This window comes from Pseudomonas fulva NBRC 16637 = DSM 17717, from assembly GCF_000730565.1.
Lineage (GTDB): Bacteria > Pseudomonadota > Gammaproteobacteria > Pseudomonadales > Pseudomonadaceae > Aquipseudomonas > Aquipseudomonas fulva.
On record NZ_BBIQ01000003.1, the window covers coordinates 25,289 to 38,873 of the forward strand.

Below are 13,585 nucleotides of genomic sequence, written 5' to 3' on the forward strand. Positions count from 1 at the left end.
CGGCATGTGTGCCTGCGATGGGCGTGCGGCGGCCCTTTGTTCATTGTGTAACCCGGTCCGCCCCTTACGAGGGCAGCCACCTGGAGAACCTGATTCATGTCACACCCCATCGTCGTCGCGGCGCTGTACAAGTTCGTCACCTTGCAAGACTACGTCGAGCTACGCGAGCCGCTGCTCAAGGCCATGCTCGACAACCATGTCAAAGGCACCTTGCTGTTGGCCCATGAGGGCATCAACGGCACCGTGTCGGCCACCCGCGAAGGCATCGACGGCCTGCTGGCCTGGCTGCGCAGCGACCCGCGCCTGGTGGACATCGACCACAAGGAGTCGTACTGCGACGAGCAGCCCTTCTACCGTACCAAGGTCAAGCTCAAGAAAGAGATCGTCACCCTGGGCGTGCCTGGGGTCGACCCCAATCAGGCGGTGGGCACCTACGTCGAGCCCAAGGACTGGAACGCGCTGATCAGCGACCCCGAGGTGCTGCTGGTCGACACGCGCAACGACTACGAAGTGGCCATCGGCACGTTCAAGGGGGCCATCGACCCCAAGACCGAAACGTTCCGCGAATTTCCCGACTACATCAAGGCCAACTTCGACCCGGCCCGCCACAAGAAGGTCGCCATGTTCTGCACTGGCGGCATCCGTTGCGAAAAAGCGTCCAGCTATATGCTCGGTGAAGGCTTCGAGGAGGTCTATCATCTGAAAGGTGGCATCCTGAAGTACTTCGAGGAAGTGCCACAGGAACAAAGCCTGTGGGAGGGCGACTGCTTCGTGTTCGATAACCGCGTCACGGTTCGCCATGACCTGAGCGAGGGTGAATATGACCAGTGCCACGCCTGCCGTCACCCGATCAATGCCCAGGAGCGTGCCTCGGAGCACTACTCGCCAGGTGTAAGCTGCCCGCACTGCTGGGATTCGCTGAGCGAAAAGACCCGCCGCAGCGCCATCGACCGGCAGAAGCAGATCGAGCTGGCCAAGGCCCGCAACCTGCCACATCCGATTGGCCACAACTACAAAGCCGAGGCCTGAGTGATGTCTGCGCGCCTGATCTACGTGATGGACCCGATGTGTTCCTGGTGCTGGGGCTTCGCACCGGTGGCCAGTGCGCTGATCGATCAGGCCAGTCAGGCGGGCGTGCCTACCCATCTGGTGGTCGGCGGGCTGCGCAGCGGCAGTGCCGCGCTGGACGGCGCCACCCGCAAGTACATTCTCGAGCATTGGCAGGCCGTGGCCCAGACAACGGGGCAGCCTTTCAATTTCGAGGGCGCCATGCCCGACGGCTTTGTCTACGACACCGAACCGGCCTGCCGAGCACTGGTAGCTGCCCGCGAGTTGGATGGCGAGCGCCTCTGGCCTCTGCTGGCAGCCATACAGTCTGCGTTCTATGAAGGGGCTCATGACGTGACCACCGCCCCGCACCTGGTGGAGCTGGCCGAGCAGGCGGGTTTTGAGCGCGGGCCGTTCGCCGAGGCGTTCACCCGCGCCGAAACCCGCGCTGCCACCGCCGCGGATTTCGCCTGGGCGCAAGGCTTGGGCATCGCGGGCTTCCCGACCTTGCTCGCTGAGCGCAACGGCCAACTGGCCTTGCTGACCAACGGTTATCAGCCGCTTGAGCGTCTGCAACCGTTGCTTGGCCGCTGGCTGCAGCAGGCTGCCAATGCTTGATGTGCCCGGGTCGCCCGACCCGGCGCCGTCCAAGCCGGCGGGCTCGGCCGACCGGTTGAGCTGGTCGGAAATCCGCCGGCTTGCCCTGCACCACAAAAAGCAGCTGTGGACGGCGAACCTGATTGCCGTGCTGGCAGCCTGCTGCAGTGTCCCGATCCCATTATTGCTGCCGCTGCTGGTGGATGAAGTGCTGCTCGGGCACGGCGATGCCGCGCTCAAGTGGATGAACCAGCTGCTGCCGTCTGGCTGGCAGGTCGCAGCAGGCTATATCGGCCTGATGTTGTGCCTGACCTTGTGCCTGCGCCTGGCGGCACTGGCGTTCAACGTCATCCAGGCCAGGCTGTTCGCCGGATTGGCCAAGGACATCGTCTACCGGCTACGCATTCGCCTGATCGAACGGCTCAAGCGTATTTCCCTGAAAGAGTACGAGAACCTGGGCAGCGGCACGGTCACCACGCACCTGGTCACGGACCTGGACACCCTCGACAAGTTCGTGGGCGAGACCCTCAGCCGCTTTCTGGTCGCCATGCTCACCCTCACCGGCACGGCCGCCATCCTGCTGTGGATGCACTGGCAACTGGCGCTGCTGATCCTGCTGTTCAACCCGCTGGTCATCTACTTCACGGTGCAGTTGGGCAAGCGGGTCAAGCACCTGAAAAAGCTCGAGAACGACAGCACGGCCCGCTTCACCCAGGCGTTAGCCGAAACGCTCGATGCCATCCAGGAGGTCCGCGCCAGTAACCGCCAGGGCTATTTCCTCGGTCGATTGGGCGTCAAGGCTCGCGAGGTGCGCGACTACGCCGTGGAATCGCAGTGGAAGAGCGACGCCAGCGGCCGCGCCAGCGGACTGTTGTTCCAGTTCGGCATCGACATCTTCCGCGCAGCGGCCATGTTGACGGTGTTGTTCTCGGACTTGTCGATCGGCCAGATGCTTGCCGTCTTCAGCTACCTCTGGTTCATGATCGGCCCGGTCGAGCAGTTGCTGAACCTGCAATATGCCTACTATGCCGCTGGCGGTGCGCTCAACCGCCTCAATGAGCTGCTGGCACGCGCCGACGAGCCCCAGTACCCGGCAGCCAGTGACCCTTTCGCCGGGCACGCAACGGTGGGCATCGAGGTACGGGACCTGTCCTTTGCCTACGCCGACGAGCCGGTGCTGGATAACCTGAACCTGGCCATCGCACCCGGTGAGAAGGTTGCCATTGTCGGCGCCAGCGGGGGTGGCAAGAGCACGCTCGTGCAGCTGCTGCTCGGGCTGTACAGCGCGGATGCAGGCACCATTCGCTTCGGCGGTGCCACCCTGCAGGAAATCGGCCTGGAAACCCTGCGTGAGCAGGTGGCCGTGGTCTTGCAGCACCCGTCGCTGTTCAACGACAGTGTGCGGGCCAACCTGACCATGGGCCGGGACTGCACCGATGATGCCTGCTGGCAGGCACTGCGGATCGCTCAGCTCGACGGCACCATCGCCGCGCTGCCTCACGGCCTGGACAGCGTGGTCGGGCGTTCGGGTGTTCGCTTGTCCGGCGGTCAGCGTCAACGGTTGGCCATTGCCCGCATGGTACTGGCCGAACCCAAGGTGGTCATTCTGGACGAAGCCACCTCGGCGCTGGACGCTGCCACCGAATACAACCTGCATCAGGCGCTGGCGCGTTTTCTCAAGGGCCGCACCACGCTGATCATTGCCCACCGCTTGTCGGCGGTGAAACAGGCGGACCGGGTGCTGGTGTTCGACGGCGGTCATGTGGCCGAGGACGGCGACCATCAGCAGTTGATTGCCGAGGGCGGGTTGTACGCCAAACTGTACGGGCACCTGCAGCAGCTCTGAGCGCTGTGTGAAGTGCCTTGGGGCGACGGTCAGACGGGGCTGCTTGCAACACAGTCTCACCGAGTATTCGAGCGTTTCACACCCAGGCTAGGGCCTGAGCAATCGCAGGAATTCGACACCGGCCGGCGCCATCACCTGTTCAGCCCGCGTGATCACGCCGATCTCGCGTACCACTCCCGGATGATCCACCGCCACCTTGCTCACTTCGTGACGGCCCTCGTCGGCCGACTCGGGCAACAACGCCACGCCCTGGCCCTGACGCACCAGTGCCAGCACCGTCGACATGTAGTTAGCTTCAAGCCCTGCCGCCAGGGGCAGGCGCGCGTCGGCGAACAGCCGCTCGACCAGGTTGCGCACGCTGCTGTCCCGTCCGGTCAGCAGCATGGGGTATGCCGCCGCTTCGGCCAGCGTCACCGCCGTATGCCTGGCCAAGGGGTGGTCGTGCGGTACGTACAGGCACAGGCGATCTTCGAGCACGGCCTTGAACGCCAGCCCTTGGGTAGGCCGTGCCTGCACACTCAGGCCGAAATCCACTTCCTGCTCCAGCACTAGCGTATCGATGCGCTGGGCTACCACGTCACGCAGCCTGACCTCGATGCCGGGGAAGCGTTCGCGAAAGCGCTGCACCACGCCTGGCAGCAACCCCGAGCACAGCGAGGGCAGGGCCGCGATGGTCAGTACACCACGGCGGGAGGTGGCATGGTCACGGGCCGCCTCGACGATGTTGTCCAGATCGAGCAGCAACTTTTCCATCGGTAGCAACGCATGCTGACCGGCAGCGGTGAGGCCTACGTGACGCGGGCTGCGTTCGAGCAAGGTCACCCCAAGCCAGTCTTCGAGTTGGCGAATCTGCACGGTGAGCGCCGAGGGCGACAGGTTCAGGGTCAGGGCGGCCTTGGAAAAGTTACCGGTTCGCGCCACCGCCAGGAACGCACGGATGAGCTGGATCGCATTCTTCATTTTGTTTTTCCGAACGTGGCCTGCCGAATATTTCAATTCACAGAGCCTAACGCCGTTGTTATTACTCTTGCAAAACAACAACAGGGCCTTCTCTCGCAACCGCGGACCAGAGGCCCAAGAGGAAACCCCATGCTCGCCACCCTCGGTGTCGCTACTGTCCTGTGCATGCTCGTGAGCATCATGAGCAAACGCATCTCCCCCCTGGTCGCCCTGATCGCCCTGCCCATCATCGCAGCGTTGCTCGGTGGCTTCGGCCTGCAAACCAGCGGCTTCATCATCACCGGCATCAAGAACGTCGCCCCGGTCGTGGGCATGTTCGTTTTTGCCATCCTGTTCTTCGGCATCATGACCGACGCCGGCATGCTCGACCCGATCATCGACCGCATCCTCAAGCGCGTCGGCACACGCCCGACGCGCATCGTCATGGGCACGGCCCTGCTGGCCCTGCTGGTGCACCTGGACGGTTCGGGCGCAGTGACCTTCCTGGTGACCATCCCCGCGATGCTGCCGCTGTACACCCGCCTGGGCATGGACAAGCGCATCCTGGCCTGCGTCACGGCCATGGCGGCCGGGGTCAACTTCCTGCCCTGGACCGGCCCGGTGCTGCGGTCATCGGCAGCGCTGCACGTGCCGGTGGCTGACCTGTTTCAGCCGCTGATTCCGGTGCAGATCGTCGGGCTGATCTTCGTCTTCGCCTGTGCCTACTGGCTTGGGCGACGCGAAGAACGGCGCCTGGGTCTGGGCCGGGACGCGCTCGACGTCACCCCTCACCAGCGTGTGCTCACCGACGCCGAACGCGAGCTGCGCAAGCCGCGCCTGTTCTGGCCCAATTTGCTGCTGACCCTGGTGGTGATGGGCGTAATGATCGCAGGGGTGGTGGACCCGGTGGTGATGTTCATGGTCGGTACCGTGCTCGCCTTGTGCCTGAACTACCCCAACGTGGACGCGCAGCGGGCGCGCATCGACGCCCATGCCAAGACCGCGCTGACCATGGCCAGCATTCTTCTGGCCGCGGGCGTCCTCACTGGCATCATGCAAGGCACCGGCATGCTCAAAGCGATGGCCGAGGTGGCGGTGGGGCAGATTCCTGCAGGGCATGGCCAACTGATTCCTGCGGTAGTCGGTTTTCTTTCCATGCCCCTGAGCCTGCTGTTCGACCCGGATTCGTTCTACTTCGGCATCATGCCGGTGGTCGCCGAGGTTGGCAGAGCCCTGGGCGTGGACCCGATGCAAGTAGCCCAGGCTTCGCTTCTGGGCGTGCACACCACGGGTTTTCCGGTCAGTCCACTGACCCCCGCGACCTTCCTGCTGGTTGGCCTGTGCAAGATCGAACTGGCCGATCACCAGCGCTTCACCATCCCTTTCCTGTTCGCGGCCTCGGTTCTGATGACCTTGACCGCCCTGGTCATTGGAGTTTTCTAGATGAAGACCATACGCATCGGCGCTGGCGCCGGTTATTCGGGCGACCGCATCGAGCCGGCCATCGAGTTGGCGCAACAGGGTGAACTGGACTACCTGGTGTTCGAATGCCTGGCCGAGCGCACCATCGCCCTGGCGCAGCAAGCGCGGTTGCTGGACCCGCACGGTGGTTTCGACCCCTTGCTGGGCGAGCGCATGCGCCGCGTGCTGCCTTACGTAGGTCCAGGGGCCGACGGCACGCGGCGGCGCCTGCGCATCATCACCAACATGGGTGCGGCCAACCCACTGGGCGCGGCCTCTGAAATCCGCCGCATCGCGGCTGAGCTTGGCTTGCCTGGTATCAAAGTGGCGGCGCTGACCGGCGACGATGTGCTCGCCACCTTGCAGCAATGGCCCGAGCAGACCCTCGACAACGGTGCCACCCTCTCTGAACTGGGCGATCGATTGATTTCAGCCAACGCTTATGTGGGCGCAGAGGGTATCGTGCAGGCCTTGCAGGCCGATGCAGATATCGTGGTCACCGGCCGTGTGGCCGATCCGTCGCTGTTTCTCGCACCGCAGCTGTTCGAGTTCGGCTGGCGCGTCGACGACTGGACGCTACTGGGGCGCGGCACCCTGGTCGGGCACCTGCTCGAATGCGCAGGGCAAATCAGCGGCGGCTACTTCGCCGACCCCGGGGTGAAGGAAGTGCCCGAACTCGACCGCCTCGGCTTCCCGCTGGCCGAAATCGATGCCATGGGCCATGCGGTGATCAGCAAGGTGGCCGGTTCCGGCGGGCGCATCGATACCGCTACCTGCACCGAGCAACTGTTGTACGAAGTGCATGATCCGGCCGCTTACCTTACGCCCGATGTGACGGCTGATTTCAGTCAGGTGACGTTTCAGGCCCTGGATCAAGATGAGGTCCAGGTGCGAGGCGCCAGTGGGCGCGCGCGCCCGGAGGCGTTGAAGGTGTCGGTGGGTTTTCTCGACGGTTGGATCGGCGAAGGGCAGATGTCCTATGGCGGCCCTGGTGCGGTGGCCCGCGGGCGCCTGGCCGAAGCGATCGTACGCAAGCGCCTGCAACTGACCGGTGTGGCCTGCGACGATATACGCAGCGAGCTGATAGGCGTCAGCGCCTTGCACGGTGACGACCTGGCCCAGCGCGCCCAGGGCGAGCCCTGGGAGGTGCGGCTGCGTGTGGCGGCGCGCTGCGCCACCAAAAATGATGCGGTGCGCATCGGCAACGAGGTGGAAACCCTCTACACCAACGGCCCCTATGGCGGCGGTGGAGCGAGCAAGTCGGTGCGTCAGGTGGTGGCGGTGGCTTCGCTGTTGCTGCCCAGGGACGCGGTCGCCTTGCAGGTGCATCTGGAGGAGGTGGCATGAGTACCCACACGAAATTGCGCGATATAGCCCACAGCCGTACTGGCGACAAGGGCGACACGTCGAACATCTCGGTAATCGCCTTTGATTCGGCTGACTACCCGCGCCTGGCCCAGTGGCTGACGGTAGAGCGCGTCACGGCCCACTTTGCCGAGTTGCTGGACCCGGCAGGCCCCCCCGTTCGCCGGTACGAGCTGGCGCAGCTCGGGGCGTTGAACTTCGTGCTGCCCGGCATCCTGCGTGGCGGTGTGACCCGATCGCTGGCCTTGGATGCCCATGGCAAGACGCTGGGGGCGGCGCTGCTGGATCTCGAACTCTGACAAGCGGTCGGCCCGCGCCGTGCGCACGGGTCAAGCCCGGCCCCTGCGGTGCGCACTTGAGTGGGCCGAAAACCAGGCTGGCATGACGTGATTGACGGGGTCCGTGCGGTGTCTGCGACAATGGGTCCAGCACCGCGCCACGCTCAAACCGGCGAGCCAGACGCTGCGCCCTGCAGGCAGCAGGCGCGGCGGCTATCATTGACTGAAATCGGGCCCCTAAATTTTCATCGCGTTAATGGCAGATGGCCTACGCTGTGCTTTGTCTGGGTTGATTCGCGCCTTATCTGCTCTGTGACAGGGACTCCATGAAGGGACATCGCACTCAAGAAGCGCCCAAGCTCCTCGGGCTCACCTGGCCATTCATCGCCGTGGTGGTTTTCCAGGTCGCCCTTGGCAGCCTCAGCCTCTACACGCTTTCTGCCGTGCGTGCCTACGTGGCGGGCGAAAGCTTGTGGTCAAAGGCGCAAAAAGACGCCATCTACTACCTCAATCTGTACGCCACCACGCGCGACGAAGCCACCTATGGCCGCTACCAGCAGGCCATCGTGGTGCCCCAGGGCGATCACCGCGCGCGCAAGCTCATGGATCAGTCGAATCTGGACCTGGAGGCGGTGCGCCAGGCCGTCCTGCAAGGTGGCAACCACCCCGACGACGTGGAACGCATCATCTGGTTCTACCGCCACTTTCGTACTGTCAGCTACCTGCAGACAGCCATCAATTATTGGGACATCGGCGACGACTACCTGGCCAAGCTGAACGTGCTGGCGGGCGAGATGCACCAGCGCTTCGCCAGCGGGCCGGTCGATGAGCAGGTGATTCGTGCCTGGAAAAGCCGCATTGCCACCATCAACGAGGGGGTGACGCCGGCTGCCAAGGCGTTCAGCGATGCCCTGGGCGAGGGGTCGCGCGTCCTGCTGCGGGTGCTGCTGATCACCAACCTGCTGACTGCGATGATCCTGATCACCATCGCCTGGCGGCGCTCCAGCAAACTGCTGGCCCAGCGCCAGGCATTTGCCAACGCGCTGCAGGAAGAAAAGGAGCGTGCGCAGATCACTTTGCAGGCTATCGGTGATGCGGTAATCACCACGGATGTGGAGGGCTTGATCGGCTACATGAACCCGGCGGCCGAGCAGCTGACCCACTGGAAGGCCGTCCAGGCCCTGGGCCTGCCGTTGTCGGCCCTGTTCACCCTGGTGGACGAGCACGACGTGGACGAGGGCCGCAGCCTGGTGGAGCAGGTGCTCAGTGGCAGTTTGAAAGGGGGCGCCGAACATGCCCGGCTGATTCAGCGCCTGGACGGCAGCACGGTGTCGATCAACCTGGTGGGCTCGTCCATTGTCAATGACGGACAGGTCAATGGCATCGTGCTGGTGCTGCACGACATGACCCAGGAGCGCCAGTACATCGCCAACCTCTCCTGGCAGGCCACGCACGATGCGCTGACAGGCCTGGCCAACCGTCGCGAGTTCGAATACCGGCTGGAGCAGGCGCTCAATGCGCTGGCGCGCCAGCCTGGGCGCCATTCACTGATGTTCCTGGACCTGGATCAGTTCAAGCTGGTCAATGATACGTGCGGGCATGCCGCCGGGGATGAGCTGCTTCGGCACATTTGCGCCGTGCTGCAATCGGGCCTGCGAGAAGGTGACACGCTGGCGCGGCTGGGGGGCGATGAGTTTGGCGTGTTGCTGGAGAATTGCCCGTCCGAGCAGGCCGAGCGGATTGCCGAGCAGTTACGCCAGACCGTCCAGAGCCTGCACTTCGTGTGGAAAGGCCGGCCGTTCGTGACCACGGTCAGCATCGGGCTGGTGCATATCGCTCAGGCCCCCGGCACCCTCGAGGCATCACTGCGGGCTGCTGACATGGCCTGCTACATGGCCAAGGAAAAGGGGCGCAACCGGGTTCAGGTGTACCACGCCGATGACAGCGAGCTGTCCATTCGGTTTGGCGAGATGGCCTGGATTCAGCGCTTGCACGTGGCCCTGGAAGAGAACCGGTTCTGCCTGTACGCCCAGGAGATCGCGCCGTTGAAGGCTTTCGAGGGGCCCGGCCACATCGAAATCCTGCTGCGCCTGCACGATGAAAGCGGGCGCACCATACTCCCCAACAGCTTCATCCCGGCTGCCGAGCGCTACGGGCTGATTACCGCGCTCGATCGCTGGGTAGTGCGCAACGTCTTCATCATCATCCGCCAATGCCTGGATGCAGGCCACCAGGGGCCGCTGTCGACCTGCGCCATCAACCTGTCCGGTGCAAGCATCGGCGATGACAAGTTCCTCGAATACCTGCAGCGCCTGTTCGCCGAATATGCCATTCCTCCGCGCATGATCTGCTTCGAGATCACCGAAACCAGCGCCATTGCCAACCTGGGCAGCGCCATTCGCTTCATCAACGAGCTAAAAGGCCTGGGTTGTCGTTTTTCACTGGATGATTTCTGTGCAGGCATGTCATCGTTCGCCTACCTCAAGCATCTGCCCGTCGACTTCCTCAAGATCGACGGCAGCTTCGTCAAGGACATGCTGGACGATCCGGTCAACCGGGCCATGGTGGAGGTCATCAACCATATTGGCCATGTCATGGGCAAGCGCACCATTGCAGAATTCGTGGAAACACCCATGATCGAACAAGCGCTACAGGAAATTGGTGTCGATTACGCCCAGGGCTATCTGATCGAGCGGCCCCAGGTATTCACATGTGACAGTCTGCATCGCCAACGGATTGCCGCCCGGCCTCTGTTGCAGCGGGCGCCTGGCACCTTTCGTTAGCTGGAAATCACAAGGAACAAGGAGTAGACAGTGATTGATGCATTCGTTCGTATCGGGCCATTGATGGACCCGGCCAGTTACCCCAAATGGGCCCAGCAACTGCTTGCCGATTGCCATGAGAGCAAGCAGCGAGTGGTTGACCATGAGGTGTATCGACGTCTGCGTGACGGCAAATTGAAGCAAGCGACTATTCGCCAGTACCTGATCGGCGGCTGGCCGGTGGTCGAGCAGTTCTCGTTGTACATGGCCCATAACCTCACCAAGACCCGTTATGGCCGGCACCCAGGCGAGGACATGGCGCGGCGCTGGTTGATGCGTAATATCCGCGTGGAGCTTAACCATGCCGATTACTGGGTGAACTGGGCCCACGCCCACGGCATTCACCTGCACGACCTGCAGGCTCAGGATGTGCCGCCTGAGCTCAATGGCCTCAACGATTGGTGCTGGCGTGTGTGTGCCACGGAAAACCTGGCCATTGCCATGGCCGCCACCAACTATGCCATCGAAGGGGCCACCGGGGAGTGGTCGGCGGTGGTGTGTTCCACCGACACCTACGCGATGGGCTTCCCGGAAGAGCAGCGCAAGCGGGCCATGAAGTGGCTCAAGATGCACGCGCAGTATGACGACACCCACCCGTGGGAGGCGCTGGAGATCATCTGTACGCTGGTAGGCGAGAACCCGAGCACGGCCTTGCGCACCGAATTGCGCCGGGCCATCTGCAAGAGCTATGACTGCATGTACCTGTTCCTGGAGCGGTGCATGCAACTTGAAGCCACCCAGCACGAGCGGGCGAGCCCGGCGTTGGCGGCGGGGTGATTGCGCGCCTGTCGTGACGCAGGCTCAGCCCATCGCCGATACGCCGGCGATGGGCTGCGAAACGGCCGAGAACGCGCAAGGCGGCCTCAGGTAGACGAGCCGCTCACTGGGCGTTGAATGCCTGCCCGTTCACATCCTTGCTGTCAGGCCCCATCAGATAGAGGTAGACCGGCATGATTTGCTCGGGCAGCGGGTTGTCCTGGGGGTTCTCGCTCGGGTAGGCCTGCGCGCGCATGGCCGTACGCGTCGCGCCCGGGTTGATGCTGTTGGAGCGCACCGGCGCCACCCCTTCGAGTTCGTCGGCCAGGGTCTGCATCATGCCTTCGGTGGCGAACTTGGAGATGCCGTAGGCGCCCCAATAGGCGCGGCCCTTGCGCCCGACACTGCTGCTGGTGAACACCACCGAAGCGTCTTCGGACTGCTTGAGCAGCGGCAGCAGGGTGCTGGTGAGCATGAAGGTGGCATTGACGTTGATGTGCATGACGCGCATGAAGTTGTCGCCCGACAACTGTTCCAGGGGCGTGCGTGGACCGATGATCGAGGCGTTGTTGAGCAACCCGTCCAGGCGCCCGAACTGTTCCTCGATCATGACCGCCAGCTCGTCGTACTGATGGGCCAGGGCGGTTTCCAGGTTGAACGGGATCACCACAGGCTGGGGATGCCCGGCCGCTTCGATCTCGTCATAGAGCGCATTGAGGTTCGCTTCGGTCTTGCCGAGCAACAGCACCGTGGCGCCCAGGGCGGCGTAGGCTTTGGCCGCGGCAGCACCGATGCCGCGCCCGGCACCGGTGACCAGGATGACCCGGCCTTTGAGCAGGTCGGGGCGGGCAGTGTATTCGAACATGTCAGATCCTTTGGCGTTAGCGGTGATCAGCAACCACACAGGGCGCTGTCGATGACTTTACGCAGCTCCTGCGGGCTGTCCACCACCACGTCGGCACCCCAGTTGTTGGGGTTGTCCTCAGGATGGATGTAGCCGAAGCGTACCGCGGCGGTGCGGGTGCCAGCATCTCGGCCGGATTCGATATCGCGCAGGTCGTCACCGACGAACAGCACACTGGCAGGGTCCAGCGCCAGGGTCTTGCAGGCCAGGATGAGCGGCTCCGGGTCGGGTTTGCTGTTCTTTACATGATCCGGGCAGATCAGCAAGGCCGAACGCTCGGCCAGGCCCAGGCGCTGCATGATCGGCTCGGCGAAGCGCACCGGCTTGTTGGTGACCACGCCCCACAGCAGCTTGCCTCGCTCGATGTCCTCCAGCAGCTCGCTCATGCCATCGAACAGGCGGGTATGCACGGCGCAGTCGCGCTGGTAGCGCTCCAGGAACTCCAGGCGCAGGGCTTCGAAACCCTCGGCCTGCGGGTCCATGGCGAAGGTGGCGGCCACCATGGCGCGAGCACCACCGGAGATCACACCCCGGATCAGCTCGTCGTCGACGGCCGGCAGGCCTCGATCGGCGAGCATGGCCTGGCAGATGGCGATGAAATCGGGCGCCGTGTCCAGCAAGGTGCCGTCCATGTCGAAGAGTACCGCTCGCAGGCGCATGCTCATTCCTCGCGCAGGGTCTGGATCATGTAGTTGACATCCACGTCGCTGCTGAGCTTGTAGTGCTTGGTCAGCGGGTTGTAGGTCAGGCCGATGATATCCTTGACCTCAAGGCCGGCGACGCGGCTCCAGGCACCCAGCTCGGAAGGGCGGATGAACTTCTTGAAGTCATGGGTCCCGCGCGGCAGCATCTTGAGGATGTACTCGGCGCCGACGATGGCCAGCAGGTAGGCCTTGGGGTTGCGGTTGATGGTGGAGAAGAACACCTGGCCGCCTGGCTTGACCATGCGGTAGCAAGCGCGGATTACCGATGACGGGTCAGGTACGTGCTCGAGCATCTCAAGGCAGGTGACCACGTCGAAGGCACCGGGCATTTCTTCGGCCAGGGCCTCGGCCGTGACCTGACGGTATTCGACCTCCACGCCCGACTCCAGTTGATGCAGGCGGGCGACGGCCAGGGGCGCCTCGCCCATGTCGATGCCGGTCACCGAGGCGCCGCGCAGGGCCATGGCTTCGCTGAGGATGCCGCCGCCGCAACCCACGTCCAGCACTTTCTTGCCAGCCAGGTGGGCGCGCTCGTCGATCCAGTTGACGCGCAGCGGGTTGATATCGTGCAGCGGCTTGAACTCGCTCTCGCGGTCCCACCAGCGGTGGGCCAGCGCTTCGAATTTGGCGATTTCAGCGCGGTCGACGTTGCTCATTGAACAGTCCTCAGAAACGTGGGAATCAGCTTCACGTGGCAAGCTGCAAGGTACATGACATACAGACGGTGGCGTTGGCCCAAGCGTTCGCACGGCGTTCAGGCCGGGCTCGTGCACACCCCGTGGGCCTTTTGCCTGTCGGGCAGTGCGGTGGCTTTCTGTGCGTGGCCGTAAAGGCCCATGCCAGAGGGCGGGCGGCGATGGCGCCTC

12 protein-coding genes are annotated in these 13,585 nt (G+C 63.7%); 8 read left to right on the forward strand and 4 right to left on the reverse strand.

Features of this window, described 5'->3' with window-relative positions; translation table 11 throughout:
* Positions 1-96: 96 nt before the first annotated feature.
* Genes trhO through PFU01S_RS04420 form a run of 3 tightly spaced genes read left to right on the forward strand, consistent with a single transcriptional unit; the run spans position 97 to position 3,490 of the window.
* Complete coding sequence (gene trhO, locus PFU01S_RS04410; protein WP_027915863.1) at positions 97-1,029, forward strand: oxygen-dependent tRNA uridine(34) hydroxylase TrhO; 933 nt, start codon at positions 97-99, stop codon at positions 1,027-1,029.
* A 3-nt stretch (positions 1,030-1,032) separates the two neighbouring features.
* Positions 1,033-1,665 carry a DsbA family protein gene (locus tag PFU01S_RS04415; RefSeq protein WP_027915864.1) on the forward strand — a complete coding sequence of 211 codons (633 nt, stop codon included), beginning with the start codon at positions 1,033-1,035 and terminating at the stop codon, positions 1,663-1,665.
* The gene (locus PFU01S_RS04420) at positions 1,658-3,490 is read left to right on the forward strand and encodes an ABC transporter ATP-binding protein (protein WP_027915865.1); all 1,833 of its coding nucleotides are present in this window, start codon (positions 1,658-1,660) and stop codon (positions 3,488-3,490) included. Before PFU01S_RS04415 ends, PFU01S_RS04420 begins: the two co-directional genes overlap by 8 nt.
* Before the next feature lie 87 nt (positions 3,491-3,577).
* Here PFU01S_RS04420 and PFU01S_RS04425 read toward each other — a convergent pair whose 3' ends face one another.
* Positions 3,578-4,450 carry a LysR family transcriptional regulator gene (locus PFU01S_RS04425; protein ID WP_028688048.1) on the reverse strand — a complete coding sequence of 291 codons (873 nt, stop codon included), beginning with the start codon at positions 4,448-4,450 and terminating at the stop codon, positions 3,578-3,580.
* 129 nt (positions 4,451-4,579) lie between these two features.
* On the opposite strand from PFU01S_RS04425, the gene PFU01S_RS04430 reads away from it, so the two are divergent.
* The 5 genes from PFU01S_RS04430 (at position 4,580) to PFU01S_RS04450 (ending at position 11,132) form a co-directional block, all read left to right on the forward strand.
* Positions 4,580-5,872, forward strand: coding sequence for a CitMHS family transporter (locus PFU01S_RS04430; RefSeq protein ID WP_028688047.1), 1,293 nt, complete (start codon positions 4,580-4,582; stop codon positions 5,870-5,872).
* The gene (locus PFU01S_RS04435; RefSeq protein ID WP_028688046.1) at positions 5,873-7,237 is read left to right on the forward strand and encodes an acyclic terpene utilization AtuA family protein; all 1,365 of its coding nucleotides are present in this window, start codon (positions 5,873-5,875) and stop codon (positions 7,235-7,237) included. It abuts the gene before it with no gap.
* A complete protein-coding gene (locus PFU01S_RS04440) occupies positions 7,234-7,554 on the forward strand; it encodes an AtuA-related protein (protein ID WP_027915869.1) in 321 nt (106 codons plus the stop codon). The genes PFU01S_RS04435 and PFU01S_RS04440 overlap by 4 nt, the downstream gene beginning before the upstream one ends.
* Before the next feature lie 305 nt (positions 7,555-7,859).
* Entirely contained in the window at positions 7,860-10,316 is a 2,457-nt protein-coding gene (locus tag PFU01S_RS04445) for an EAL domain-containing protein (protein ID WP_028688045.1), read from the forward strand.
* Between the two features lie 30 nt (positions 10,317-10,346).
* The gene (locus PFU01S_RS04450) at positions 10,347-11,132 is read left to right on the forward strand and encodes an iron-containing redox enzyme family protein (RefSeq protein ID WP_028688044.1); all 786 of its coding nucleotides are present in this window, start codon (positions 10,347-10,349) and stop codon (positions 11,130-11,132) included.
* A 103-nt stretch (positions 11,133-11,235) separates the two neighbouring features.
* Here PFU01S_RS04450 and PFU01S_RS04455 read toward each other — a convergent pair whose 3' ends face one another.
* Genes PFU01S_RS04455 through ubiG form a run of 3 tightly spaced genes read right to left on the reverse strand, consistent with a single transcriptional unit; the run spans position 11,236 to position 13,375 of the window.
* A complete protein-coding gene (locus PFU01S_RS04455; RefSeq protein ID WP_028688043.1) occupies positions 11,236-11,976 on the reverse strand; it encodes a YciK family oxidoreductase in 741 nt (246 codons plus the stop codon).
* Between the two features lie 26 nt (positions 11,977-12,002).
* Positions 12,003-12,674, reverse strand: coding sequence for an N-acetylmuramic acid 6-phosphate phosphatase MupP (gene mupP / locus PFU01S_RS04460; protein ID WP_028688042.1), 672 nt, complete (start codon positions 12,672-12,674; stop codon positions 12,003-12,005).
* Positions 12,675-12,676: 2 nt separating this feature from the next.
* Entirely contained in the window at positions 12,677-13,375 is a 699-nt protein-coding gene (ubiG, locus tag PFU01S_RS04465; protein ID WP_023533768.1) for a bifunctional 2-polyprenyl-6-hydroxyphenol methylase/3-demethylubiquinol 3-O-methyltransferase UbiG, read from the reverse strand.
* Positions 13,376-13,585 lie beyond the last annotated feature (210 nt).

What these genes read in the sequence shown, in the direction of transcription:
- PFU01S_RS04425 (WP_028688048.1), bottom strand. Translation starts at nt 4,450, where the DNA reads ATGAAGAATGCGATCCAGCTCATCCGTGCGTTCCTGGCGGTGGCGCGA.
- ubiG (WP_023533768.1), bottom strand. Translation starts at nt 13,375, where the DNA reads ATGAGCAACGTCGACCGCGCTGAAATCGCCAAATTCGAAGCGCTGGCC.
- trhO (WP_027915863.1), top strand. Translation starts at nt 97, where the DNA reads ATGTCACACCCCATCGTCGTCGCGGCGCTGTACAAGTTCGTCACCTTG.
- PFU01S_RS04420 (WP_027915865.1), top strand. Translation starts at nt 1,658, where the DNA reads ATGCTTGATGTGCCCGGGTCGCCCGACCCGGCGCCGTCCAAGCCGGCG.
- PFU01S_RS04440 (WP_027915869.1), top strand. Translation starts at nt 7,234, where the DNA reads ATGAGTACCCACACGAAATTGCGCGATATAGCCCACAGCCGTACTGGC.
- PFU01S_RS04435 (WP_028688046.1), top strand. Translation starts at nt 5,873, where the DNA reads ATGAAGACCATACGCATCGGCGCTGGCGCCGGTTATTCGGGCGACCGC.
- PFU01S_RS04415 (WP_027915864.1), top strand. Translation starts at nt 1,033, where the DNA reads ATGTCTGCGCGCCTGATCTACGTGATGGACCCGATGTGTTCCTGGTGC.
- PFU01S_RS04445 (WP_028688045.1), top strand. Translation starts at nt 7,860, where the DNA reads ATGAAGGGACATCGCACTCAAGAAGCGCCCAAGCTCCTCGGGCTCACC.
- PFU01S_RS04455 (WP_028688043.1), bottom strand. Translation starts at nt 11,976, where the DNA reads ATGTTCGAATACACTGCCCGCCCCGACCTGCTCAAAGGCCGGGTCATC.
- PFU01S_RS04430 (WP_028688047.1), top strand. Translation starts at nt 4,580, where the DNA reads ATGCTCGCCACCCTCGGTGTCGCTACTGTCCTGTGCATGCTCGTGAGC.
- mupP (WP_028688042.1), bottom strand. Translation starts at nt 12,674, where the DNA reads ATGCGCCTGCGAGCGGTACTCTTCGACATGGACGGCACCTTGCTGGAC.